The organism is Gammaproteobacteria bacterium (genome assembly GCA_022450155.1).
GTDB lineage: Bacteria > Pseudomonadota > Gammaproteobacteria > Arenicellales > UBA868 > REDSEA-S09-B13.
This window is the reverse complement of the sequence record JAKUQR010000024.1, coordinates 20412-44669: the sequence shown is the minus strand read 5'-3', so window position 1 is coordinate 44669 and position 24258 is coordinate 20412. Positions and strand designations below refer to the sequence as shown.

At 51.0% G+C, this 24258-nt stretch carries 24 protein-coding genes and 3 tRNA genes; 10 read left to right on the top strand and 17 right to left on the bottom strand.

Translation table 11 applies throughout. The features are described from left to right. Both MK323_12235 and MK323_12230 read left to right on the top strand, forming a co-directional pair. Positions 1-468 (top strand): hypothetical protein (locus MK323_12235; GenBank protein ID MCH2482917.1); only part of this gene is annotated, 468 nt, incomplete at its 5' end. Between the two features lie 114 nt (positions 469-582). Further along, entirely contained in the window at positions 583-942 is a 360-nt protein-coding gene (locus MK323_12230; GenBank protein MCH2482916.1) for a SufE family protein, read from the top strand. Between the two features lie 594 nt (positions 943-1536). Here the strand turns inward: MK323_12230 and MK323_12225 are convergent. Then, positions 1537-1779, bottom strand: coding sequence for a hypothetical protein (locus MK323_12225; protein MCH2482915.1), 243 nt, complete (start codon positions 1777-1779; stop codon positions 1537-1539). Positions 1780-1915: 136 nt separating this feature from the next. Here MK323_12225 and MK323_12220 point away from each other — a divergent pair, with 136 nt between their 5' ends. Then, positions 1916-3463, top strand: coding sequence for an EAL domain-containing protein (locus MK323_12220; GenBank protein MCH2482914.1), 1548 nt, complete (start codon positions 1916-1918; stop codon positions 3461-3463). 125 nt (positions 3464-3588) lie between these two features. Here the strand turns inward: MK323_12220 and MK323_12215 are convergent, their stop codons facing one another. Continuing rightward, positions 3589-3738: a hypothetical protein gene (locus MK323_12215; protein MCH2482913.1), complete on the bottom strand. Its 150-nt coding sequence runs from the start codon at positions 3736-3738 to the stop codon at positions 3589-3591. Positions 3739-4126: 388 nt separating this feature from the next. Here MK323_12215 and MK323_12210 point away from each other — a divergent pair, with 388 nt between their 5' ends. Next, positions 4127-4984, top strand: a complete 858-nt coding sequence (locus MK323_12210) for a phytanoyl-CoA dioxygenase family protein (protein ID MCH2482912.1) — start codon at positions 4127-4129, stop codon at positions 4982-4984. Positions 4985-5179: 195 nt separating this feature from the next. On the opposite strand, the gene MK323_12205 is transcribed toward MK323_12210, so the two are convergent. The 3 genes from MK323_12205 to MK323_12195 all read right to left on the bottom strand — a co-directional run bounded on the left by MK323_12205 (position 5180) and on the right by MK323_12195 (position 7293). After that, positions 5180-5266 (bottom strand) — tRNA-Leu (locus MK323_12205). 476 nt (positions 5267-5742) lie between these two features. After that, entirely contained in the window at positions 5743-6720 is a 978-nt protein-coding gene (locus MK323_12200) for a hypothetical protein (GenBank protein MCH2482911.1), read from the bottom strand. A gap of 180 nt (positions 6721-6900) precedes the next feature. After that, the gene (locus MK323_12195; GenBank protein MCH2482910.1) at positions 6901-7293 is read right to left on the bottom strand and encodes a RidA family protein; all 393 of its coding nucleotides are present in this window, start codon (positions 7291-7293) and stop codon (positions 6901-6903) included. A 118-nt stretch (positions 7294-7411) separates the two neighbouring features. Between MK323_12195 and MK323_12190 the strand changes: the two genes are divergently transcribed. Continuing rightward, positions 7412-8245 (top strand): phytanoyl-CoA dioxygenase family protein, encoded by an 834-nt coding sequence (locus MK323_12190; GenBank protein MCH2482909.1) that lies wholly within the window; start codon positions 7412-7414, stop codon positions 8243-8245. A 3-nt stretch (positions 8246-8248) separates the two neighbouring features. Here MK323_12190 and MK323_12185 read toward each other — a convergent pair whose 3' ends face one another. From MK323_12185 to MK323_12170, 4 genes are read right to left on the bottom strand one after another with little or no spacing between them, the layout of a single operon-like run. After that, complete coding sequence (locus MK323_12185; GenBank protein ID MCH2482908.1) at positions 8249-9184, bottom strand: SMP-30/gluconolactonase/LRE family protein; 936 nt, start codon at positions 9182-9184, stop codon at positions 8249-8251. A 20-nt stretch (positions 9185-9204) separates the two neighbouring features. Next, the gene (locus tag MK323_12180; GenBank protein ID MCH2482907.1) at positions 9205-9807 is read right to left on the bottom strand and encodes a 2-hydroxychromene-2-carboxylate isomerase; all 603 of its coding nucleotides are present in this window, start codon (positions 9805-9807) and stop codon (positions 9205-9207) included. Further along, positions 9807-10532, bottom strand: a complete 726-nt coding sequence (locus tag MK323_12175) for an amidohydrolase family protein (protein ID MCH2482906.1) — start codon at positions 10530-10532, stop codon at positions 9807-9809. The genes MK323_12180 and MK323_12175 overlap by 1 nt, the downstream gene beginning before the upstream one ends. After that, positions 10522-11289 carry an amidohydrolase family protein gene (locus MK323_12170; GenBank protein MCH2482905.1) on the bottom strand — a complete coding sequence of 256 codons (768 nt, stop codon included), beginning with the start codon at positions 11287-11289 and terminating at the stop codon, positions 10522-10524. Before MK323_12170 ends, MK323_12175 begins: the two co-directional genes overlap by 11 nt. Before the next feature lie 188 nt (positions 11290-11477). On the opposite strand from MK323_12170, the gene MK323_12165 reads away from it, so the two are divergent. Beyond that, entirely contained in the window at positions 11478-12236 is a 759-nt protein-coding gene (locus tag MK323_12165) for an SDR family oxidoreductase (protein ID MCH2482904.1), read from the top strand. A 22-nt stretch (positions 12237-12258) separates the two neighbouring features. Here the strand turns inward: MK323_12165 and MK323_12160 are convergent, their stop codons facing one another. Both MK323_12160 and MK323_12155 read right to left on the bottom strand, forming a co-directional pair. Beyond that, positions 12259-12867 (bottom strand): NUDIX hydrolase, encoded by a 609-nt coding sequence (locus MK323_12160; GenBank protein MCH2482903.1) that lies wholly within the window; start codon positions 12865-12867, stop codon positions 12259-12261. Positions 12868-12876: 9 nt separating this feature from the next. Further along, a tRNA-Cys gene (locus tag MK323_12155) sits at positions 12877-12950 on the bottom strand. Positions 12951-13278: 328 nt separating this feature from the next. Between MK323_12155 and MK323_12150 the strand changes: the two genes are divergently transcribed. The 3 genes from MK323_12150 (at position 13279) to MK323_12140 (ending at position 16980) form a co-directional block, all read left to right on the top strand. Beyond that, positions 13279-13917, top strand: a complete 639-nt coding sequence (locus tag MK323_12150) for a glutathione S-transferase family protein (GenBank protein ID MCH2482902.1) — start codon at positions 13279-13281, stop codon at positions 13915-13917. Positions 13918-13992: 75 nt separating this feature from the next. Further along, positions 13993-15147, top strand: a complete 1155-nt coding sequence (locus tag MK323_12145; GenBank protein MCH2482901.1) for a CoA transferase — start codon at positions 13993-13995, stop codon at positions 15145-15147. A 45-nt stretch (positions 15148-15192) separates the two neighbouring features. Next, positions 15193-16980, top strand: coding sequence for an NAD(P)/FAD-dependent oxidoreductase (locus tag MK323_12140; protein ID MCH2482900.1), 1788 nt, complete (start codon positions 15193-15195; stop codon positions 16978-16980). A gap of 14 nt (positions 16981-16994) precedes the next feature. Here MK323_12140 and MK323_12135 read toward each other — a convergent pair whose 3' ends face one another. Further along, a complete protein-coding gene (locus MK323_12135) occupies positions 16995-17855 on the bottom strand; it encodes a TauD/TfdA family dioxygenase (protein MCH2482899.1) in 861 nt (286 codons plus the stop codon). 269 nt (positions 17856-18124) lie between these two features. Between MK323_12135 and MK323_12130 the strand changes: the two genes are divergently transcribed. Continuing rightward, positions 18125-18901, top strand: coding sequence for a hypothetical protein (locus MK323_12130; GenBank protein ID MCH2482898.1), 777 nt, complete (start codon positions 18125-18127; stop codon positions 18899-18901). Positions 18902-19093: 192 nt separating this feature from the next. Here the strand turns inward: MK323_12130 and MK323_12125 are convergent, their stop codons facing one another. The 5 genes from MK323_12125 to uvrC form a co-directional block, all read right to left on the bottom strand. Continuing rightward, the gene (locus MK323_12125; protein ID MCH2482897.1) at positions 19094-19939 is read right to left on the bottom strand and encodes a GFA family protein; all 846 of its coding nucleotides are present in this window, start codon (positions 19937-19939) and stop codon (positions 19094-19096) included. A 212-nt stretch (positions 19940-20151) separates the two neighbouring features. Further along, positions 20152-21402 (bottom strand): Xaa-Pro peptidase family protein, encoded by a 1251-nt coding sequence (locus MK323_12120; protein ID MCH2482896.1) that lies wholly within the window; start codon positions 21400-21402, stop codon positions 20152-20154. Positions 21403-21638: 236 nt separating this feature from the next. Beyond that, a tRNA-Gly gene (locus MK323_12115) sits at positions 21639-21714 on the bottom strand. Positions 21715-21861: 147 nt separating this feature from the next. Beyond that, entirely contained in the window at positions 21862-22434 is a 573-nt protein-coding gene (pgsA, locus tag MK323_12110; protein ID MCH2482895.1) for a CDP-diacylglycerol--glycerol-3-phosphate 3-phosphatidyltransferase, read from the bottom strand. Positions 22435-22440: 6 nt separating this feature from the next. Then, the gene (gene uvrC, locus MK323_12105; protein ID MCH2482894.1) at positions 22441-24258 is read right to left on the bottom strand and encodes an excinuclease ABC subunit UvrC; all 1818 of its coding nucleotides are present in this window, start codon (positions 24256-24258) and stop codon (positions 22441-22443) included.

Sequence of the window (24258 nt, the reverse complement as noted above, 5' to 3'; positions counted from 1 at the left end):
ATCTTCCTGCTGCAGGAGTACATCCGCAGCGAGGTGCCCTTTATTACTCGGTGTGAATTTATCGGTGGGGAATTCGTCTACGCGGTTCGGGTCAATACCGCTGATGGCTTCGAGTTATGCCCTGCCGATGCCTGCCAGATCGACGACACGTATTGCCCGGCCGGTAGCGGTGAACCCAACCGGTTTGAGATCGTTGGTGATTTCGACGATCTTCTGTTACTCAAGCAATACGGTTCCTTCCTCAGGGACAATGACATTGAGGTAGCCGGCATTGAGTTCATTACCGATTTACATGGCCGCCAGTGGACCTACGATGTGAACACCAATACCAATTACAACCGCGCGGCGGAGGTGGCTGCAGGCGCGTCTGCACCCAGGACGCTTGCACGGTTTCTGGGGATGCTGATTCGACTATCAACCGCCTATCACTGGCGTGCCAGCGAAGAACGTCAGCAAGTACTGGCTTGAAGTGGAATCAGGTGAAGGACAAAGTCGGGACAAGTGCATCACAACACGATAGATCAGGGTATTCACCCCGAGTGAAGGCGTTGCACCCTTAGGACACATCGACCACGGCCACTGATGTGCAGCTCAAGAAAGAAAGCGACCTACCTTCCAGAAGACCGTACCGATCAGTATCTCGTTCACGAGTGCATGAGTACGGTATTTATTCGGGCAATTCGAGAGGACAACGGTCGATACTCATTTCAAGGCGATTGCGATACCTCGACTGTAAAAGGCGTGGTGGCAATACTACTCGCGATGTTTGCGGGTAAAACTGCAACGAAAATCGAGCAATTCGACGCGGATTCCGGTTTCGAGGACCTAGGCCTTTTCGAACATTTGAGCCCCACCAAGCATGTTGGGGTTTATGCGATGGTCCGGCGAGTGAAACGACAAGTCCGTGCGCTGGAGGCGTCGTCACCAGAAACAAGACAATAAATCCACCGGGCTTTGGTGGACTCGGCCCAGCAGCTCAACTCACTCTATTACTGCCGAGTGCCGGGCCACTAAAGCATTGCAATCGATATTCCTTACTGTTAGCGCTAAGCTGTAGTTTCACCCTCAACAATATGCAAAGGAAGTTGGGACGATGACGCGACCTGACAGCGCTAAAAGAGCGACTGCGAAAAGCCAAGTAGTTGCCCCTTTCATTTTGGCAAGCCAACATACTGGACTGTGTCTGACGTCAGACAAGTTGTTCAGATTTTTAAAGACTACAATGCGACCATGGAGAAAGCCGGCCGACCATACCGTTATGGTTAATTGATAAAGGCAGGAGCGCTACACTCAGCGCCCCTGCAATGTAATGGTGCCCGGGGCCGGATTCGAACCGGCACAGCCATTCGGCCGAGGGATTTTAAGTCCCACTGATTCTACAGGACTACACCTGCTGACTCACAGAAACCCTTACGAATACAGAACTACCGCCCTCTTCGGTTGGTGTTAGTGTGAATGAATATGAGCAGAGTTGGAGTCAGAATTGCACCAACGTTGCACCGAACGAAAATAACGGTGACATAAACAGCCCAGCATCTATTTTCCGTGAAGAGACATCCACACACCGAGAACAACTAATCGTCCCAAGTTCCAACCCAACCATTTTGCATAAACCGCTTGCTCCTTCAACTTCTGGCTGAGTTGCTCGTTTACAGCCTCAAGTGGTCGATGCAATTTCTCGTCTACTCTAAAGACGGTTTGTTTCATTTCTTGAGTGATAGCATGCACGATCTTCACATTTTCAATGCTGTCAAGCCTTACTGATGTGCCATTAAGCAATGATTGTTGACTCGTTCAACATCGACTGTACCCCGTCAGAATCGGTCGGTCGCTGACGTGAGGTTCGGGATAGACGTGGTACGATTCAAAGGACTGGGAGACATACATATTGTGACCTTTTCAAAATACACATCTCGTGACTCGTCCGCAACCAAATAGAGCGTGCCGGCCGGTACTAGAAAACGACCTTCGAGTGGCGTTGGAAGAGCAACAGCTTGAACTTCATTACCAGCCACAAATTGATCTTGAAACCGAGCAGATTGTTGGGGCCGAGGCATTACTGCGCTGGAACCATCCCGACAAAGGAATGATCTCACCGGCTGAGTTTATCCCGCTTGCGGAAGAAACCGCTTTGATCATCCCAATTGGGCGCTGGGTAATCGAGGAAGCCTGCCGACAGGCGAAGCTCTGGCAGGATGAAGGCCAACCCCCGATCCCCATAGCGGTCAACGTTTCGGTCATACAGTTTCATCAACATGATCTAGTCGAACAGATTCGGAAAATTCTCGAAGATGTGAATCTACCGCCCGAACGACTGGGTATTGAGATTACCGAGTCTGTTTTCGCAGAAGACATCGAGCAGACCATCGACATCCTGAATGCATTCAAAAATCTCGGGGTCGAGATTGCACTGGATGATTTTGGTACGGGATATTCGAGTCTTTCGTATCTCACAAAGTTACCGATCGACAAACTAAAGATTGATCAGGCGTTTGTTCGCAGCACCGAACGAGATAACTGGTCAATTGTGCGGGCTGTCGTGCAACTTTCCCGTAGTCTCGGTCTCAAGATCGTGGCCGAGGGAGTGGAGACGCTTGAACACGCGCAGCGTTTGCACGGCCTCGGCTGTCAGATCGGACAGGGATTTCACTATAGCCAGCCACTGTCGAGCGACGATTTCAAGCATTACCAGGAGTCGATGAAATTGACATCGTCTACGAGCGTTCGCCCAGCTGCGGTGACGTTTCGTTTGGGACTGCCAATCTTTTATGTCGTGACGCGAGTTCCTGGATCTGAGCCTGTTAATTGCATCGAAAGCTTGCAGACTTCAGCACTGCACTTTTGGAAGAAACATCCCGAGATTGATGTTTCCATCCGCTGTGACGAAAGCGATCTGCTGGTCGAAGCGCTGCTCCTGGGTGAGCTAGACGTAATCATAGCAGCAGCGGCGTGGGGTCTTGAAGAGCATGCTCGCCAGACATGGTCGATTGAATTGATGTGGGTGGCGGCCAGGGAACTCGATCTGGCATCTGACGAAAGCGTTCCCCTAGTGTTACACCCGGAGGGTAGCCCGTACCGGACGCGTGCCCTCGAAGCTTTAAATAGCCAGGGTCGATCCTGGCGAGAGACTTACCAGTCGCCGCTTCCCCGAATGTTACAGATTGCAATATCAAGCGGACTTGGCGTCGGTGTTTTGCCACTCAGTGCATTGAATATTGGTTATAAGGAATCGGCAGAAAGCAGCCTGATTCCACTTAGTGAAGCAGCAGGATGGCCCAAATTAGGATCAGTAGAGGTTGGAATCTATTGTCTGGTCGCCGACCCGAATCCGTTGTTAGCAGAATTGATTGAGACGCTGTCTCGAGTCATCGATGGACTCGAAGGGGTTAATGCAGTGAATAGAAGGGACCCTTCTGCGGCAGAACACCCATCAGATTCAGCAGCCACATCAGGATTTGAATAGGCGCCCTGGGCACAATCCGTTGAGGGTTGGCTTGGCTGGCGCCGTGGATCAGTAACATCGGGGTGAACTCCTCTGGGCGGGATAGCTTAGTAATCCACAGCCCACTGACTGAACAGCTTACCCAGTCATAGCAGACCCCGGCCGGACTGCATACGAAGTTCGGCCATGAGTACGGCGTCATTGTAGCGCTTCGGTGAAAGAGCAACTGCATCAGACGTCGATGCGACGCCGAGAATCCACCTCGCACAGAACGTGTGTATGAGCGGGGCGTACATCAGTATGCCCCGTTTGCTTTAATGAATTATCTGACTGCTATCCGGGATATATCCGTACCGCATTCTTAAGCATGGAGGTCGGCATGAAAAAGCCCCGCACTCGGCGGGGCTTTACATTAAAGAATATTCCGGCGACGCCGAACTAAAAGAAATCAAAAAGGACCGGACCCTCCTGAACCTCAGGAGGTGCAGTCAACATGCCTGCCAGCTGACCCAAAATCGACTGAATTTTGGGCTGTGCGGCTGCAGCAGATTCTGCAGTATCGTCGGCGGCGATAGTAATCGTTTTGCCGTCACCAACCGGAACTATGACACCGGATTGAATACCTGCGATCGTGACCGAACCTCACCGTCGGTATGCCTGATATCATCTGACTTTGGGAGCATCGTGATCTACACCCTCATTATGGCCAAGATTCTGTCAGAAACTCAGCTTCAGCAGTTCCAGTCACATGGGTTTCTCGCCGGACTCGATGTTTTTTCGGTCAGACAATGCGAGGAATTCCGAAGCCGCACGGAAGAGTTCGAACATCACCATCCGGATGACGTCAGTTGGGCACTGGATATCAAGTGCAATTTACTTTTTGACTGGGTTTATGAGCTCAGCACTTTTCCACTGCTGCTGGATATCATTTCAGAGCTCATTGGGCCCAACCTTTTGCTGACTAACTCCATCTTCCGCATAAAGGAACCACTCAGTTCAACACATTACGGCTGGCATCAGGATGCTGCCCGTATTCAGGTCAATCCTGCTTTCGTAATTGTTTATGTGGCAATCAGCGATGCGACAACTGAAAACGGTTGTCTTCGGGTCATACCAGGATCGAATGAGCAGATCGAGCCGTTTCACCTAACCAGCTACGCCGAACGGCAGGTCGCACGAGTCAGTCACGTCGATGAATCTAATGCAATCGACATGGTTCTGCGCCAAGGCCAGGTTGGCATATTTGACTGCAACACCATACATGGCTCGAGTTCAAACAACTCCTGGAAACGGCGATTTGCACTCGTCAATGACTACACTCCAGCTGCAGCGCAACAATCCGTTGGTACAGGGTCAGGTCAGTTGGTCCGAGGGTCGTATTCGAAGAAGCTATGGGGGAAAGAACCTAAACCTCAAGGCTCATTCACTAAGAACAATATCATCGGCCGTCGTGAGATTCTGAATTCCTATCCAGAAAACGTTCTTATGGGACCTCTTTCGGAGGGCCAACGACCCTCTTTCGCTGACCAACACCAGTCATAACCAGTCCAGATGAGCCACGTTGGAATTGGACCGACGGGGATGCTGTAAATATCTGGTATGGATTTGTCGCTCGGTTACCATATGCTGGTTCCGTGAACTAATCTGATGCACTGAATTTGCACCACAGCGGTGCCACAAATGTTCTGGGGTTAAGCTCAGAAAATTAGAGTTAGTCTTTTAATACACAGACTTATGTGGTGCCCGGGGCCGGATTCGAACCGGCACAGCCATTCGGCCGAGGGATTTTAAGTCCCTTGCGTCTACCAGTTTCGCCACCCGGGCCGCATTGATTTTAAAGGGTTTTCTACCATTTACAGTTGGATATAATTTATGGTGCACTGCCCGTGCACTCCAACTGAGTAATAGCTCCCTATAACTGACTAGATTTTAGCACCGTGCCCTGGAGAAAAACTTGCCCCGAGAGATGCGATTCGCAATCAGTTAACGAGCTTTCCGATCATCTGGGCCACACCAGCAGCGAACTCACTCTCGAGCGGAAAAGACAACAAACCCATAACCGAGTACCCGAGCAACCACGGTAACGAAAGAGCAAATACAAAATACAAACATCCTGAGCGCCAGCAAACGGTAGAAATTGATTTGCCAAACCGTTGCACCCACCATAAACCGTACTCCAACACCCGAAATGCTCCAGACAATTGGCACCAATATCGCTAGCTAATGATGTTGCCACATCGCAATCTATGTTTTCTGTCTAACCTAGATTGCGGGTAATTTAATGCAGTGCTTCAGACAGCTTACCGGTCTGGGTTGCTTCGGTTGTACAATACTTTGAGCTTTGGATAATCGTGCACCCGGGTCGATGGTGACAGATCAACCGTAGGTGGAGGATCTTTTAGTAACGTTGTTGGGCTCAACTTGGTCTGCTCGCCCGTGAAATCTTGCGCCCACTGTTTGTGCTTGTAGGCGCAGACCGCCAAACAGATTGAACAGTAGTGCTGTCTAGCAAAGTAAGGAAAACAGCGTCCAGTATCTAACACATAGCGTGTTTTCCCAATGGGATCAACTCCAGCTGCTGGGTTTCTCTCCTCAGGTATCGCGTCAGCAGGACAATACTTTTGACACGCTTTGCAACGATCACAAAATTCTGCAATACCAAGATCGACCGGTTCATCACACGTCATGGGTAGATCGGTGACCACAGTTCCCAATCTGAAAAGCGGCCCCAACTCCGGATGAATAATAGAACCATGTCGGCCGAGTTCGCCAAATCCAGCCCTCAGGGCAATGGGTATGTGCATTAAATCAGAATCGCCTACTGGGTCCTCTACCCTAGCAGGATATCCGCGCTCACGAAGGGCATCAGCAACCGCAATGCAAATTGCTCCCAAATCATAGTAGACACGACAACACTCCACACCACTTTCCTGTGAGGGTACGGTCTGGAAATGCTTCCACAGCATGCGTTGTCCAATAGCGATGGCGTAAGTCTCATTGACAGACCTACCGTCATAGACATCACTAGGTTCGATTTTGGCTATCCCCACAGCTGCTGCGCCCGCGCCTTTTGCCACAGTTTTGACAAATTTACTAGCCTGATCTGGCGAGCCAAATGGGCGAGTAGTGCTTTCTACGAAACCGGTAAATTTTAGCGCCTGTTCGTTATATATTTTGGCAACAATCTTGCTCGCCTGGGGTGTGTGATCAACGCGCCCGCCACAGGCCTGATACCAGGATTCCCAGTCGAATGGAGGATTTAGTTTCTTCTTTGCCATCATTGGCCGGGTTCACCTGATGCGGTTGGCAAGGTGCCATAAAACGTAGGCGGTATTCATTGAAACATCTGTATAAGCGCGTATGCCATCCAGAGTAGAGAAATTAGCAATATGGTTATGCGCCAATCCCAATTCATGCCTTTCTCCAGTTCATGTCTTTTGGTTTGAGGTTTTGAATCTTTACGGCGCGTTTCGGAGCCGAGCCTGTACAGTGACCTCTACTTTTGATCCGCCGAACAGTTTAGGCGACTCAGTTGTTGTGCGGGCTGGGTAAACCTTAGGAGGGAAATACTCTCGGTATGCGGCATCCATAGCATCGAAGTCGCTCAAGTCGGCGAGATGCACCTCAGCTTTTACAACGTCCTCGAGGGTTAGCCCGACTTCATTCAGCATGGCAGAAATGGCCCCCATAATGGCTCGCGTTTCCGCACCCACATCCCCGAGGACTACCGCGCCTTTCGGGAAATCCGCCGCGACCAGCCCTGCAAGATAGGCGTAACAGTCGTCCAATACGATTTGGCTGAACGGGGCATCGGATCCTGGTACTGCTTTAGGTTGAATTCTTCTAATCATCAGACCTTGTTTTGATCACCAAAACCGTAAATCTATTAGAATCTAAACAAAACTGGAAGTCCTCATTGGCCTGAAAGCTGCTTTCTGGATTCAAGGGCATCGCTGGGATATTGCATCAATGGGCAAAAATCTTACTGATCTTCAAGTCAGTCAGTTTCAAGAAACTGGTTTTCTGCCAGCGTTTCCGGTCCTATCTGCCGACCATGCCCTACACCTTCGTGCCAACTTGGAATCGTTTGAAGCAGAAAACGACGGGGTATTAACGGGATCACTTCGGTTCAAGAACCATCTGCTTTTCAAGTGGCTCTCTGACCTGATCCGGTCTCCAAGAATACTTGATGTGGTGGAGGACATTATCGGCCCCGACATCATGGTCTGGTCGACCGATTGGTGGATCAAAGAGGCCAACTCTCCTCAGTTCGTTTCCTGGCACCAGGACAGCCAGTATTGGGGTCTGGATACTGACAAGCTGGTCACGGTCTGGGTGGCTCTTTCTCCCTCAACGATAGAAAGCGGTTGCATGCGTGTGTTGCCTGGCAGTCACCTCGGCCCTGATTTGGCCCATGAAGAAACCTATCATAACGACAATATGCTGACCCGGGGACAATCCATAGATGACATTAATGAGGATAAGGCAGTCAATCTGGTAGTTGATACAGGCCAAGCAGTCCTGTTTGCTTTTCGTATTGCGCACGCCTCCTATCCCAATAAAACTGACGATCGAAGGGTTGGCCTGGCGATAAGGTACATACCTCCGGATACCCAGCAACAATATTCAGACCAGGACAGTGCAGCCCTAGTCAGAGGCGTAGATAATCACCAACATTTTGAGCTGGAACCCGAACCACGTTACGACTTTGACCCAGTCGCTGTGGCTTTTCATAAAGAGTCTGAAGAAATACGACGACAGATTCTCTACCACGGCACAAACTGGACGACCCACCGAACCTGAATACTATTTATTCAGATAGTTCAGAGCCAGTCCAGCACGAGGCCAGGGGGCCTCGATCAGTTGGCCAGATTGCGACAGGGTAATGTAGGCCGTTCTTAGGCCATCTCCGCCAAAACAGACGTTCGTGGTATACGGGTCGGGGAATGGGATATGCTCTACCGAACCTGTATCAGGCGAGACAACACTGATACCTCCGTTCACAAGTGTTGCAACACACACTCGACCATCTGCTTCAACCGCCAGACTGTCAAACCGCTGGTAGCCCGACGATCCCGCAATAAATCGGCCACCATGTGGCGAGGGCCACGGCAGTTTCTGGGCACGACCAGGCGCTATCAGATCGAATGCCCAAAGGCGAGCGGTTGGGGTTTCTGCCACATATAAAGTCGATTCATCCGGCGATAAGCCTACGCCATTGGGCATCTCAACCGGGGCGGCCAAAGTTCTTATGAACGAACCGTCAGCTTTTGCGTACAGCACCCGGCCACGATCCTGATCGTGTCTTCGAACTTTACCCAGATCCGAAAAATAAAACCCGCCCTGTCCATCGAAAACGATGTCGTTCGGGCCGGACAGAGAAACCCCATCGACTTCCGTATAGAGCAGCTCGACTGAACCGGTATTCAGATCGACAACCTCGATCCGGCCACCACTGTAGCTAGCAGACTGCAACGTAGGCCGTTTACCGGCTTTGTCCGAATGCCATTCAAAACCGCCGTTGTTACAGACGAAACACTTTCCACCGGGCCCAATAGCTATCCCGTTTGGGCCTCCACCGAGCTCGGCAACAATTTCCTGTTCCCCGGTAGACAATACCCGGGTCAGTGTTCCGCGCTTGATCTCGACCACAAGTATGGACCCATCTTCCATCGCGATGGGACCTTCTGGAAATTCAAGGCCTGTCGTAATCACTCTAAAACTTTTACTAGTCATCATCATAGATACAAATAAATCGTCGGTTAAGCAAAGTCGTCGTTCAAGAACGTATCCAGGAACTCGAGCCGGTCTTGTCCCCAGAATACCTCCTCGCCGACAACATAGCTGGGGACGCCAAACACGCCTTTAGTAACAGCTCTTTCGCTATTTTCAGAAAAAACACTCTGAACATGGAGCTGATTTGCTGCTGACAGCAATTCAGCTACGTTCCCTTCAGACCGCTCAATCGCACTTTTTATGACCGAAGGATCCGACACATCTTCTTCACGCACCCAGACGGCCCGCATCAGTTCATAGACAAGCTCGGTAACGTTGTGACCTGCTTCTATGGCCGCAATAACTACGCAGGAGGCTAGTTTAGGATCAGTCGGAAAATACTTGGGTTCCAGGTTAAGTTCCAGCTTGAGGTGACTACGCCATCGGCGTAGTTCCTGCATTCGATAACGCTTTCGTTGCAGTGATCGGTCCTTCAGTGCCAATCCCCCTGTCTTGGGAAATACGATGGAAGAGTCGATCGGCAGGTACAGAATTTCAGCTGAATGCGCCCTGGCTATGTCGTAAAAACGTCTATGTCCCAAATAACTCCAGGGTGAGACAACTGATAAATAATATCCAATGGTCTTCATTATGAATCAAATTTTCTAAGTACTTGGCCAGGATAGTGATCTATGGCCACTGGCTCGGTATCCCCCCAAACTTGACGTCCATTGATCCAAACACCATAAACGCCTTGCGGATCAGTGGTTAAATGGCGCTGCCCACCGGGCAGATCATTAGTTCGTCTAGCCCGACTACGGCCGACTCTTTTGGGATCGAACAACAACAAGTCCGCATGCGCGCCTGGAGCGATACAGCCTCGACCGGGGATGCCGTAGATCTGGGCTGGTTGCCCCGTCAGTCGATGAACGCCCTCTTCCAGTGACATGATCTGCCGGTCACGAACCCAATAGCCTAGCAGATGAAGTCCGAATCCAGCGTCACAAAAAAATGTTAAATGGGCACCCGCGTCCGACAGGGCGATGGTGGAATAGGGATGAGCCCAAAGTTTTGTAACAGCGATTTCGTCAGAGTTCAGCAACACCGAAAGGAACGTGGTCTCAAGATTCTCCTGTAGAGACAAGTTTAATAGGAAATCAAGTGGGTCTTCGCCGGCCTCATGGGTTATCTCTGAAATCGATTTGCCTTCGAAATGACGATTTGAATCCTGAATCACCTCGAGAACCTTTAATTCCCCCCATTCTCCATTGAACAGCCTGACCACTGCGGGTTGTTTAAGTTCGGATCGGATTTTCGAGCGAAACGACTCGTCTGAAAGCAATTCTTTATAGTGAATCTCCGAATCAGACTGCATAGCCGGCCGCCAAGCTTTTCAGAAACGGTACCGGTGTCGTCCCACCTTTTGTGAGCATGAATACTCCTTTTCGCTGCTCACCCAAAGCACCCACCAGCCGTCTTAATTCCTGTTTTTCCGCTAAACGAGGCGGCATGGGGGAACCATCAGCACCATTGTGGGATGGCGATGTAGACGTTGCAAAGCCGACAGCCCCCGCCTTTAGCGCGTCGGTCACGATCTCTCGCATGCTTTCAACTTCCGCTTCCATCGCTGGTCGGTGCGCCGCCTCATCTCCCATTACATAGGTACGTACAGAAGAATGTCCAACAAACGCGCCAACCTTTGGCCCCACACCCTTGGTCTCGAGAAGATCGAGATAATCCGAGAAGGATTCAAACCCCCAGTCGATACCTAACTCCATTGCTTTGAGGGACATGCCTTCCACCCTCACTAGATTGCGCATGGTTACGTCCCGGTGTTCTGGCTTACACGGAGCGATCGTAAAACCGAAATTGCCGATGAGGACAGTCGTAACGCCGTGTGCAATCGACGGGGACACCATCGGATCCCATGTAATTTGAGCGTCAAAATGCGTATGGCTATCAATAATCCCAGGTGCAAGAACCAGGCCTTCGGCGTCTACGCTGACAGAAGCTGACACGGTAACAGCCCCAACCTCAACGATTTGGCCACCTTCAACAGCGACACTGCCGTGAAAACCAGGGTTTCCAGTACCATCGACAATCAATGTATTGCGTATAACAAAGTCCGCCATTTCTCGGGTTCCCCACCAGATGATCCCACCGACTGCTCAAACACCTATTCTAGTTCTGACAACTTATCGGTACTATAGTGGATGGGTGCTCCCATCATGGGACACATGACCGAACAACCTGCACTTGCTGCATCTGGCACCCAAATCGCAGGCAAACACAAATCCCACAGAGAAAAGGGAGATAAAGGATGGAACTGATTGGAAAGACTGTCGTTGTCACCGGAGGCGCACGGGGTCTAGGTCGCGCCTATTGTGAGTCCTTGGCCGAACAGGGAGCCAACGTTGTCGCAGGCGACATTCGTGACACTGGCGATACCATCGAATCAGTGAAATCAGCAGGTGGCCACGCGATAGGTGTACATCTGGACGTGACTGATGCTTCCAGTTGCAATGATATGGCCACTGCTGCAATCGAAGCTTATGGCCGGATTGATTCTCTGGTAAACAATGCTGCCCTGTACGGTGATATCTCAGGCGGGCGCTTCGATCAAATTACCGAATCCCAGTGGAACAACGTGATGGACGTAAATATCAAAGGTATATGGAACTGTTGCCGAGCCTGTGTGCCTTCAATTAAAGAGGCGGGTGGTGGGACAATTATTAATATTTCATCGCTCGCGGCCACCTATGGCATGCCCTATGCTTTGGACTATGCAATGTCCAAAGCTGCCGTGATCGGCATGACCCGTAGCCTGGCTCGGGAACTTGGCCGAGACTGGATCCGGGTTAATTCAGTGGCCCCGACTGCGGTTCTCACCGAAGGCACCGAAGAGTACATGGGTGAAAAAAGAGAAAAAGCATTGTCAGTGATCGCTTCAAACCAGGCATTGCAAGTTAACCTGGAACCCAAGGACTTGGTCGGCACCATCTCTTTTCTGATCTCCGACGCCTCAAAGTTCATCACTGGTCAAACGATCATGGTCGATGGAGGTACGACACTGTTATAACCTCCAACAACTGGTGTTGGAATCAGTATTTACAGTGAGGGCGAGCAAGCTGTAGCCTGGAGAGCATAGTTAGACCACGTTCCACCAGGCGTAAAAACCCGTCATCTGGATTAATCTGGTGTATCTCATCTTGATCCAGCCACTTGAATCCAGTGGACTCATAGTTGCCTACTGGGCGAGCGTCTTCCGGTGCAAGCACGAGATAACGAACATCATGGTGCTCATGAGCATCCTCATGGGGCGGTTCGACGACGTGGATGTCCAAGTCGATCGCTGGCTCTACGACCACGAGTTGGGGTATTCCTGTTTCTTCAATTGCCTCTCTGAGTGCAACCCGGGCCATATCACCGTCACCGTCCGCGTGTCCGCCGGGTTGCAGCCAGCGTTGAAGTTTGACGTGAAATAAAACGAGGATTTGGGAATCTTCCGGGCGGATAATAAGCGACGAACCAGTCAGGTGCCCTGGGCGACAGTTCCGCCCCAACGCATTTGGATAGTTCTCTAACAGCTTCAGGATCTGAGACTGTATTGGCCCTGCTGGGCCTGCGAGTACCGCGTCCTTTACGGTTGCTTGACTTCTTCTCTGAAGTGCCGAAAAAGAACTGGTCGTGGGTGTTTTTGTCGGGTTCACCAGAGAAAGTGGAGGCTGGGGACGGAATCGAACCGACGTACACGGCTTTGCAGGCCGCTGCATAACCACTCTGCCACCCAGCCGAAATAGTCCGCAGAACAAACCTATTGGGGTCTGGCCCGATGACGTACGGCTATGTTTACAGTACGGTCAGGTGGGCCGATTATAGATCATAACGTCGACCAAACTGGATTCAGGCTTGCGACTTGCCCGCACGCAGTTCCACCACAACGACTCAACGGTGGTATCAATTATGCTTTAATTCGTTTGTTTACTGCCAACATGGTCTAACCATTTAGTCCATGGTTATTGACCTTAAACGAGTAATATTAGTGAATACACGCGAGGCTGGCATTAAGCTAGTAGGACTATTGCCCGAGATTATCTTGCCGGTAATACTAAAAACAATTAGTGACTGAAAATATCATACTCTGGGGAGCAACCACCGGGCGAGCGATGAGAGCACACTGGGTGCTACAAGAGTTCAGTCTGCCTTATGAAACCAAGCCCATTGGCCCTCGTACAGGTGAGACTCAAACTGCCGAGTATCTGGCTATAAACCCCAAGGGCAAGGTTCCCACCCTTCAGCACGGCGACCTGATCCTTACAGAGAGTGTCGCGATCCTCGGTTATGTCACTCAAAATTTTGACACGCCACCGGATTTTTTCGTGCCATATGACAGGTACGGAAAAGCACGATTGGATGAGTGGAGTGCATTTATAGCCATGGAGCTTGACGCTCATTCCCTGTACACCATGAGACGACATGGGGACTTGCACAAAATTTACGGTCGCGCACCCATGGCCGTGGACTCTGCCAAGGAATATTTCCTGAAGCAGTTTAACGCCGTTATTCCTGGTGTGCTGGAAAGCCAGCCCTATTTAATGGGTGATGTTCTCAGCAGTGCTGATATTCTCTTGCTAACCTGTATCGACTGGGCGCTCAGCTATAAAATCGAGCTATCGCCACTTGCTCTTGGATACCAGCAGAGACTTCATGCTCGAAAGGCTTACCAGGATGCCTACAGACTCTGCTACTTGACTGACTAAGGGCGACCTTTGAAACATAACATTTCCGACTGTAGCCAACCCCTAAAAGGCGTCAGGGTTTTGGATCTAACCACAATGGTTTCGGGCCCAATTGCGACAATGATCCTCGCGGACCAGGGGGCCGATGTGATCAAAATTGAGTCACCAGCGGGTGACCACATGCGTCGGGTGGGTACCAAGCACAAGGGGATGACCAGTTCTTTTCTCACCTGCAATCGCGGCAAACGTTCGATGTGTGTCGACGTCAAGCAGTCTAAAGGACTCGCTCTGGTTCTGGAATTGGTCAAGAGTGCCGATGTATTGGTACAAAACTTCAGACCTGGTGTCATTGAGCGTATGGGATTAGGAGAAGACAGAGTTAGGGAACTGAAGCCCGACATAATCTACCTGTCTATCAGTGGATTCGGCAAAAACGGTCCCCACGCTCATCAGCGTGTCTATGATCCCGTTATTCAGGCACTATCAGGCCTCGCTGACGTTCAGCGCGATCAAAAAACCGGTGTCCCCAGGATGGTGCGCACGATCATCTGTGACAAAACAACAGCGTTGACTGCTGCGCATGCCATAACGACTGCATTGTTCTACCGGGAAAAAACAGGTGAAGGGCAAACTATGGACCTGGCGATGCTCGATACCATGGTTGGGTTTTTGTGGCCCGAGACGATGGGCAGTCTGAGCTTTGTCGGGAAAGAACAAGATCCTGCCCACTCGCAGAAAAGCCCGGATCTTGTTTTCAAAACTGCTGACGGCTACATCACGGCCGGCGCGAACAGCGATTCAGAATGGGAAGGCATGTGCAACGCGCTGAATCGGCCCGACCTGATCTGTGATCCCCGATTTAAGACAGCTCAGGCGCGCTCTGAAAATATAGCCCAAAGGCGCCAGATCGTATCGGATGAGATCAGCTCGTGGGTAAGCGAAGAAATTCTTGAGCGATTCGATTTAGGAGGTGTCGCTTCGGCGCCAATTCTGACTAGAATTGAACTTATAAACAATCCTCAAATAGTTGACAATAATATATTAACTATAATTAAAGATGAGGTTTTGGGTGACGTTCGAGTGCCTCGCCCACCGGTTCAGCATTCCGGTCAACCGACTTGCGTGAGAAAGCTTGCCCCGTTTCAAGGTGCCGATAACCGGGCACTGATGCTGGAATTGGGCTACAAAGAACCCGAAATCAACCAGTATGTGCGGGATGAGATCCTCCACCAACCCAGCCCAGACGATTAGCCCGCTTCGTTGCAATCTAGTCCTCTAACCAAAGCCATGCCGTCAATGATAAATTCGACGTCCAAAACCGAACAAACTGACTCTTGGGAGCTTCACGTCAGCCGCTGGCTACAATTGTTTGAACAAACGATCACGCGGGCCAGCACCGACACCTTGCAAGATCTATTCCATGAAGACTGCCACTGGCGTGACCTCCTCGCCGTTACCTGGCACGTCAAGACAGTCTCGGGAATCCATAATATCCTCGCGCTGATTCAAGCACTGGCGGCAGAAACTCGGCCCTATGGTTTCCAGATTCCACAAGATCACGCAGCGCCCCGACCAGTGGTCCGCGCAGGCGTCGATGTCATAGAAGCCATATTTTCTTTTGAGACCAATGTCGGCAGGTCTCATGGGGTTATTAGACTGACGCCTGATACGAATAATTCGGGTCAACTCAAAGCGTGGTCGTTGCTGACCAAACTGGAAGAATTAAAAGGTTTCGAAGAACAATTAGGTCGCCATCGGCCAAGTGGTGAAACCTATTCGCGAGATTTCGAAGGCCCCAACTGGCTCGATCTCCGGAATATCGACGTCCGCTACGAGGAAAGAAGTCCGAGCGTTGTGGTGGTCGGGGCGGGACAGGCTGGGCTTTCAGTTGCCGCGCGGTTGCGGCAGCTCCAAGTGGATACACTCATTGTAGAAAAAAACGACCGGGTCGGCGACAACTGGCGCAACCGGTACCATGCCCTGACGCTGCACAACCAGGTGCAGGTGAATCATCTGCCTTACATGCCTTTCCCACCGACTTGGCCGACTTATATTCCCAAAGACAAGCTCGCGGGTTGGTTTGAAACGTATGCGGAAGCCATGGAACTGAACGTATGGACAGCAACCGAGGTTGGCGGGGGGCAATACGACCCCGACAAACGGCGTTGGTCCATTGAATTGAGGTCGTCAGATGGGCGACGACAAACGCTGACACCTCAACATGTCGTGATGGCCACAGGGGTCAGTGGTATTCCAAATCTCCCCGACGATATTCCCAGTTTTACAGACTTCGCCGGCACCACGGTCCACTCGGAGGAATACACTGACGGCATTGCCTGGCAGGGCCGGAAGGCATTGGTGTTGGGCACCGGCAACAGTGGCCATGACATCGCCCAGGATCTTTACGTAAACGGGGTCGATGTCACCATGATCCAGCGCAGTCCAACGATGGTCGTCAACATTGAACCCAGTGCACAGCTCCCCTATGCCCTGTACGAGGAAGGGCCATCGCTGGAAGACTGCGATCTGCTTGCTGCCGCAACACCGCTTAAGGTGTTGCGCAAAATGCATCAATTGGTGACAGAAAAAGCAAAAACATTCGATAAGCCGCTACTCGATGCTCTCTCGGGAGCCGGGTTTTTGCTCGATTATGGAAAGAACAACACCGGCTGGCAATTCAAGTATCTGGAACGAGGCGGCGGCTATTACTTTAACGTGGGATGTTCCGATCTGATCGCAAACGGCCAAATAAGGGTGGTTCAGTTTCAGGATGTTGACCGGTTTATTGCTGCTGGCGCCAAACTAAACAATGGAGAGACCCTTGATGCAGATCTCCTGGTCACCGCCACGGGTTATAAAGGACAACATCATCTGGTCGCCAGCCTGTTTGGCCAGGAAGTCTCAAACCGCTGCGGTCCTATCTGGGGATTTGATGAGGAGGGTCAGGAATTGCGCAATATGTGGATGCGCACCGGTCAGCCTGGGCTCTGGTTTTTCGCAGGAAGTTTCGCACAGTGTCGGATATTTTCGAGAACACTGGCACTTCAAATCAAAGCAATCAACGAGGGCTTGTTAAGCTGGTAATTCGAACCCCAAATTTAGTGATAGATAATAGGCTTACCGCGCACGCTGATTCGCCACAAAAGCCTCGAATCGGAATTATCGGTGGCAACATCAATCTTTCGCCCCGAATGCAACGTCTGAAAGGTATCCCAAATCGCAACATCTCCGACCTGATACTTATGTCTATAGATATATTTTTCCTGCAACACGTGATCCTTCAGTTGCTCCAGCAGTGCAAGAGCTTCGTGATCCTCCATACCCTTAACGGCATAGGCGGTCTGTCCGACCGCATAAAGCGCTTTTAATCCGGTGATGTGATGCGACATCACCAAGGGGTGATAGAACGTCGGCAATTTCTCCTGCTGTTCTGACGTCATGATAGGACTGGCACCGAATTCCTCTGGCCTGAGTTTGCCTCTGCCATACTGGTGGGCGACCTGCATAGCCTCAAGTCGTGTCTTAGTATTCTCGTCCAGATCTTCGTAGGCTTTGACCATATTGCAGATCTGTGTTTCCCCGCCCATTTGAGGGACCTTGATCGCATACAGCATGGTTGCACTGGCCGGCGCCTCTTCGTAAGACTGGTCCGTATGCCATAGAGCAGTACCATTTCTAATCGCTTCGTTCTGGTCCTTCTCTTCAGTGTTGCCGACTGCCATCATTGCCGGATAATCCGCCATTCTCAAGTGGTCTAAAACATGCGGAATTGGATGGCCCCATTTCTGGCCGAACTCAAAATAAGTTGCTTTATCGAGATTTTGATCCCGTATCACAATGACACGATTTGAGTACAATGCATCGGTCAGTTTGCGCAGGGTATCATTATCTACTGGATCGTTTAGATCGAGACCGACAATTTCGGCGCCAAAATTAGTATCGAGAGGTCTGATATCCATATCAATCCTTCACACACTTGCCGTGTCAGCCAGTGTATCTCTATAGCGAGATGATACATATATTTGCTGCAGATGGGCAATGACCCAAAACATCGACCTGATTAAATATGCTGACCATAGAGCAAAGCGCCACCTTGAAAAGAGAAACAGAGAGAACCTTAAATGATCTATATTTCAATGAGTTATACAGATCCTCTGGATGATTATGCCATGCATCGCTCTTAATAAATACCCAACATTCGCAACCAGCGTTGAATAAACTTTAGATCATGTTTAGGCGTTTTCGCATTGTAGTCCTCCTCTACATCCTGATTCTGGTCGGTGGCGGTGCCTGGCTCACACGTACAGACAGCACGGATTGGCAAGAGCCGCTATGGGTATTGGTTTATCCAATCAATGCCGATCACAGCAACGCGGCTGATACCTATATCGAAAATCTTGAACGGGAACACTTCAGTGCCATCGAGCAATTCTTCAGGCGGCAAGGCCAGACCTATGGCCTTGAGCTCGATCGACCTGTGACCGTCCGGGTGGCCGCTCCCCTTTTTGTGTCGCCTCCCAGCCCACCACTGACAGGCGGTACATTCAGCGTGATCTGGTGGAGCCTGAAGCTACGCTACTGGGTCTGGACCATAGAACGGCGGCAAATCGAACCTCGCGCCGATATCAAAGTGTTCGCCCTCTTCCACGACCCGAAGAAATTAAAATACTTGCCACATTCTTTGGGACTCCAAAAAGGATTGATTGGTGTGGTGCATGCCTTTTCTGCAGTCCACATGTCTGAATCAAATAATGTCATCATCGCGCATGAGATCATGCACACGGTCGGCGCAAGCGACAAATATGATCCCAAGTCGGGACAGCCTATCTATCCAGACGGATATGCCGAACCAAAACTAAATCCGCGCTACCCACAGTCGAAAGCAGAAGTGATGGGGGGTCGTATACCTATAAATAGCAAAGAAGCTTCAATCCCATGGAGTTTGAAGCAGGTAACGGTCGGACCACAAACAGCGATTGAAATTGGCTGGTTACCTGGTCAATAGATAATTCGTAATTCAATTCACTTTGAAACTCACAACTTTCGGTGCTGCTTAAGGGCAGTCCTAAAGAATACTTTTGATGTTCACTACCCAGCCTCTTATTGAAGTAGTTGTTTCCACTCCGCGGCTAACGGGTCAAGGTCTGCAGGTTTAGAATCTGAATGAATCCCCCGGGTAGGTTTGTTCATCATCGTTCTAGCGCGATGGCCCCTCTTCGTAGGCGGGCAAGTCATCGGTTATTTTATGCCATTCGCATTTGTAGGCTACATAGATATGATCCATCGGCCTGATGCCTGGGTCATCATCTAATGAACCCAGCGGTATAACCGCTAGGTTACGATCTGGATCAAGGCGCGGCATCTTGGATCCGCAGATCTCGCAGAACACCTGTGTGAAAAACTGTGCTTCCGGTAGTTTGTAGGTCTTTAACTGGTCCTTGCCTTTTATGAACACCACCCCATCGAAGTCCGTAAATCCATTGCTGGCATGTGCAGCGGCACAGGCACGACGGCAGCGGGTGCAATAACAATTGTGGGCTACTTTGAATGGTTTCGTGACGTGGAACTGAACCAATCCGCATAAACAGCTGCCCCTTACAACACCTTCAGGGCCTGGCTCCAGCGGTTCTTCCTCGACCCCGAGCAAATCGCTTGCAGGCGGATAATGATCATAGCAGGGTAGATCATTCGTGATTTCATGCCATGGGGCGTTGTACGCGGTAAAAATATTGCAATCCGCTGGCCGACCGTGGTCATGACAACCGCCCGGGGTTACAACTCGACTGGAATCACTACCGCTATAAGGTACGACTGACCCACAGTGCCCGCAGAAACTTCGGATGAGCATTGGTGACGAGCGATAATACACAATCGAGTCGGTTGTGCTCGTCCAGCGCAACTGGTCAGAATTCGCAAAAAAATAGGTGCCAAATGGTGTGCCATGCGCTTTACGGCACATCTTACAGTAACAGTTGAATGCCGCGTACGCTTCAGGCTCGAGTTCCCAAGTGACACTCCCACACAAACACTGCCCCATGCTCATCAGATTCTAGTTCTCAATAAACTCGAAACCGGCTGAATCATAAAGATCGGATAGCAACTTGATCGCTTGAAGAAAGTTTAGAGCGGGAAACGAGACTCGAACTCGCGACAGTCACCTTGGCAAGGCAGGTCAACCACTCTTCGAGCCTGCCATTATAGGCTAGTCCTCCAAGCACTTCGTGAAATAGCCATGATTCGCTACACCTCGCGCCTTCACATCTCCCAGGGAAAGCTGTCCAGCCGTTCATAGCCGTCCGCCGTGATCAGCACCTGGGTCTCCAACTTTATGCTCTCACTGCCTTGTTCCCCGATCAGACTCTCCACGCAAATCACCATGCCTTCTTCGAACTGCCCGGAATGGGCCTCCTCGAAATCAGGATGTAACGGCACCACGGGCCACTCATCGGCCATACCTACGCCATGTGCTGCCAGCGAGTAACGATAGGGCGCGTAAGCATCAGGAACCGGCCAGCTTTTCGCGTTGAACTCGGAAAAGCTCAACCCCGGCTCCAGCAATGCCAGATTGTGTTCGATCTGATCACGTGCCGCCACATAGAGCTGCTTCTGTGTATCATCCATCGGCAGGTAACCGCAAGTCCAACTCCTAGATAAATCCGCACAGTATCCATAGGGTCCAATCATATCGGTGTCGAACGAAATCATCTCGCCCGACTGACATTCTCGGATCGAACACTCCTTGTACCACGGGTTCGTATTCGGCCCGCAGGTCAGCAGCTTCGTTTCCAGCCATTCCCCGCCTGACCGAGCATTCTCAAAGTGCAAGTGCGCCCACAACTCCTGCTCCGTTACCCCCGCCACCGAATGCTCATAGATCCGGGCTATGCCGGCCTCGCACACTTGGATCGTCCAGCGCATCAGTTCGATTTCATCGGCGGATTTGATAGACCGTGCCAGCTCGGTGATCTGTCCGCCGTCGATCACTTGCACCCCGCGTTCGGTAAGTGAATGCACGCCTTCAGGCTCTAGCCGATCGACCCCCAGCCGGGTATTGCCGCGACCATATAGGCTAATCAAATCAGAGATTTCATCGGCCCAGGGTACCAGCCGCTCCTTGGCTCGGTCACCTGCGCACATAAACATCCAGCCGATCGCGGTACGCACCTCGTCCACTCCCGGCAGTCCGTCATTCAGGTGCTCACAGCCCTTGAATTCAAACATGATGCCAGGCCCACCGTTCAGGACCAGCGCGTAGCGGATCGGGTTGTGCGCAGTCCATATCGACATATTGGAACAATCAAACGCGTAGCGGATGTTCACCGGGTCATACAGCAACAATCCGGCCACATCCTGTCGCGCCATCTCATCGCGAAAGCGTTGCAAACGATATGCCCGCGCGCAGTCCAGGATCGAGCCAGGCACAGGACTTTTCAAGGGCTTGTCCGCCCCTTCCGCGTTCAGGAACGCCCGTTTGCGTTCATCCTTGAAGACAGTCAGCTCGGTCATGCGGCTTTCCCTTAAAACCGAATCCGCTCGGATTCCGGCACAGTTTTATTAGTTATCTGCTGAACGTGACTCGTTGCCAGTGGTCGCAGAGCTGGCTGGAGATGCCAATACCAAGACCACGATGCGGTGCATCCACAATTCCCTGATCAGCTGGTCAGAGCGATTTCGGGTCTTGATCTGTAAGTGACCTGCTTTATGGCATTGCCCCCAAAGGGAGCGCCATGAAACAAAGTATTTGGAGCGGGAAACGAGACTCGAACTCGCGACCCCAACCTTGGCAAGGTTGTGCTCTACCAACTGAGCTATTCCCGCTGCTTGGCGAGACATTTTACAGCAGTCAGGCTTTACGCTGTACCCCGCAATGTCGTTTATTCAGTAGTATCAAGTTCTGGAGCGTCTGTGAGCCGCAAATTTGGATGAGGTAGTGACCAGCATCGCCCCGCGCCAAGGCTGGCGCAATCAGCGCCCCCGGAGATCGGGCCATGCTGCCCTCAGGTACACCACCATTGACCATAACGTGAGCCCTCCTGCAACGTAAAATAATAGCTCACCACATATCAACACTGGGAAGATGTCAACTTCAGGGCCCATCAACAATAGTGCGATCGCAATAATCTGGGAGGCGGTTTTAATTTTTCCGACAAATCCAACTGCCACCACGCCTCGATTGCCCAGTTCGGCCATCCACTCTCGCAGTGCCGAAACAGCAATTTCCCTCCCGACCACAATCGCCGTGACTACCGTAAACAGCTGTGAGCTGAACAACTCAGATACCAAAATATCATCACTCACAAGTAAAACCAGCACTACTGCAACCATAAGTTTGTCTGCGACCGGATCCAGAAACTCACCGAACCGGGAAGTTTGCGCCAGCGTACGAGCCAGATACCCGTCTAGCAGGTCGGTCAATCCGGCCAGCAAGAAAACACCAGCCACGTATATTCCGCTGATGGGCAGGTAGTACATCAAAACCAGCACGGGAATCAATCCGACCCGCAACAAGGTCAATAGATTTGGAATGGTCCAGGACATGTAAGGTCAGTCCTGTCTAAGGAAATGATAAATCTTTTCTGCCAGTGAATTACTGATCCCGGCTACCTTGATCAGATCTTCAACGGGCGCCCGCTTTAACTGCTGGAGGCCACCAAAATATTTCAGCAATGCTCTGCGGCGAATGGCACCGATTCCGGGCACATCCTGGAGGGTCGAATAAGTCCGCCTCTTAGCACGTCGTTGCCGATGACCGGTTATTGCAAACCGATGCGCTTCGTCTCTAATTTGTTGTATTAGGTGAAGTCCAGCCGAACTGCCTGGCAACGACAGCACCGAGTTTCGCCGGGATATATAGAGTTTTTCGTTTCCAGGTTTTCGGTCCCGCCCTTTTGCGACTGCCACGATCGGAATATCCCCCAATAACAATTCGTTCAAAACCTCATGCGCAATCCGGTACTGACCCTTACCCCCGTCAACCAGTACCAGATCCGGTAATGCTTCCTGATTCTCTACAACTTTCCTGTAACGTCTCTGAAGCACTTCCCGCATGGCGCCATAGTCATCGCCCGCCTCAACGCTCTTCATATTGAATCGACGGTACTGTGATGAGACCGGTCCTTCAGCATCAAAAACCACGCAGGCGCCAACAGTGGCTTCACCGGCAGTATGGCTGATATCAAAACACTCCAGGCGAACTGGATCAACTGCCAGGCCTAACGCTGTCGACAACTGTTTCAGGCGAGTCGTGTACGCATCCTTGCTTGCGAGGTGGCGGTCCAAGTTCTCAGTCGTATTTAGAAGGGCCATCTCTAACCACTGCGCTCGATAGTCGCGGACATTGGATTTAATGATTACCTTTCTTCCTGCTTTTTCTGAAAATATTCTTGTGAGTTCTATGACCCCGTCTATTTTCGGATGAACTATCAATTCTTTGGGTATCGGGTTTCTGAGGTAGTACTGCGGCAATATTGCGGCCAGCATCTCGCTGGTCGTTTCATCCAGCAATGTCTTCTGGAAGTAATGGCGCATGCCTAAATTCTGACCATTCCGAATACTCATGACCGACACGCAGCCTCGATCAGATCGACCCACTGCCACGACAATATCTGCATTGGCGGCCCCCCCGGACACGTACTGTTTTTCTAGCACTTTGCGCAATGCAGCGATTCGATCCCGATATCTCGCTGCGGATTCATAGTCCAGACTCTCCGCCGATTGCTCCATTTTTCTTTCCAGCAAAGTGCCCAGTTTTTCATTCTTACCTTCCAGAAGCAAGACGCTGTCCGCCACGTCAGCAAGATAAGTAGAGCGATCGACTTTGCCGACACACGGTGCCGAACACCGTTTTATCTGGTACTGAAGGCACGGTCGGCTCCGATTTCTGAAGTAGCTATCCTGGCACTGGCGAACGGGTATAATTTTCTGAATTTGCGACAGGGTCTCCCGGACAGCTGCAGCACTAGAAAAGGGTCCGTAATAGTTGTCTCTCGGGTCAAGGCTGCCCCGATAAAGAGAAAGTCCGGGATAGTCATGGCTTTCGGAAAGTCGAATATACGGGTAGCTCTTATCATCTTTTAGCAGAATGTTATATCGAGGCCGATGCTCCTTGATCAGGGTGTTCTCCAACAGTAGCGCCTCACTCTCTGTTTTTGTAATGTGCACTTGGATACTGGCTACCCTGGAAAGCATTCGTTGTATCTTCCCACTCTGGGGGGTTGAGGAAAAATAACTGGTAAGCCTGTTACGCAAATGTTTTGCTTTACCAACATACAGGCATTCAGATGAGTGCCCGAGCATCACATAAACGCCGGGCAACCGAGACACGGTCTTGCAAAATGCCTTCCCGTCAAACTCGCTGTCCAT

Bases quoted from the DNA above. Each gene is read 5' to 3' on its own strand.
- MK323_12230 (MCH2482916.1), top strand. From the start codon at position 583: ATGTGCAGCTCAAGAAAGAAAGCGACCTACCTTCCAGAAGACCGTACC.
- MK323_12130 (MCH2482898.1), top strand. From the start codon at position 18,125: ATGTTTAGGCGTTTTCGCATTGTAGTCCTCCTCTACATCCTGATTCTG.
- MK323_12180 (MCH2482907.1), bottom strand. From the start codon at position 9,807: ATGAAGACCATTGGATATTATTTATCAGTTGTCTCACCCTGGAGTTAT.
- MK323_12135 (MCH2482899.1), bottom strand. From the start codon at position 17,855: ATGGATATCAGACCTCTCGATACTAATTTTGGCGCCGAAATTGTCGGT.
- MK323_12175 (MCH2482906.1), bottom strand. From the start codon at position 10,532: ATGCAGTCTGATTCGGAGATTCACTATAAAGAATTGCTTTCAGACGAG.
- MK323_12195 (MCH2482910.1), bottom strand. From the start codon at position 7,293: ATGATTAGAAGAATTCAACCTAAAGCAGTACCAGGATCCGATGCCCCG.
- pgsA (MCH2482895.1), bottom strand. From the start codon at position 22,434: ATGTCCTGGACCATTCCAAATCTATTGACCTTGTTGCGGGTCGGATTG.
- MK323_12215 (MCH2482913.1), bottom strand. From the start codon at position 3,738: ATGTACGCCCCGCTCATACACACGTTCTGTGCGAGGTGGATTCTCGGC.
- MK323_12200 (MCH2482911.1), bottom strand. From the start codon at position 6,720: ATGGCAAAGAAGAAACTAAATCCTCCATTCGACTGGGAATCCTGGTAT.
- MK323_12170 (MCH2482905.1), bottom strand. From the start codon at position 11,289: ATGGCGGACTTTGTTATACGCAATACATTGATTGTCGATGGTACTGGA.
- MK323_12185 (MCH2482908.1), bottom strand. From the start codon at position 9,184: ATGATGATGACTAGTAAAAGTTTTAGAGTGATTACGACAGGCCTTGAA.
- MK323_12190 (MCH2482909.1), top strand. From the start codon at position 7,412: ATGGGCAAAAATCTTACTGATCTTCAAGTCAGTCAGTTTCAAGAAACT.
- MK323_12165 (MCH2482904.1), top strand. From the start codon at position 11,478: ATGGAACTGATTGGAAAGACTGTCGTTGTCACCGGAGGCGCACGGGGT.
- MK323_12145 (MCH2482901.1), top strand. From the start codon at position 13,993: ATGGTTTCGGGCCCAATTGCGACAATGATCCTCGCGGACCAGGGGGCC.
- MK323_12120 (MCH2482896.1), bottom strand. From the start codon at position 21,402: ATGACCGAGCTGACTGTCTTCAAGGATGAACGCAAACGGGCGTTCCTG.
- uvrC (MCH2482894.1), bottom strand. From the start codon at position 24,258: ATGGACAGCGAGTTTGACGGGAAGGCATTTTGCAAGACCGTGTCTCGG.
- MK323_12125 (MCH2482897.1), bottom strand. From the start codon at position 19,939: ATGAGCATGGGGCAGTGTTTGTGTGGGAGTGTCACTTGGGAACTCGAG.
- MK323_12140 (MCH2482900.1), top strand. From the start codon at position 15,193: ATGATAAATTCGACGTCCAAAACCGAACAAACTGACTCTTGGGAGCTT.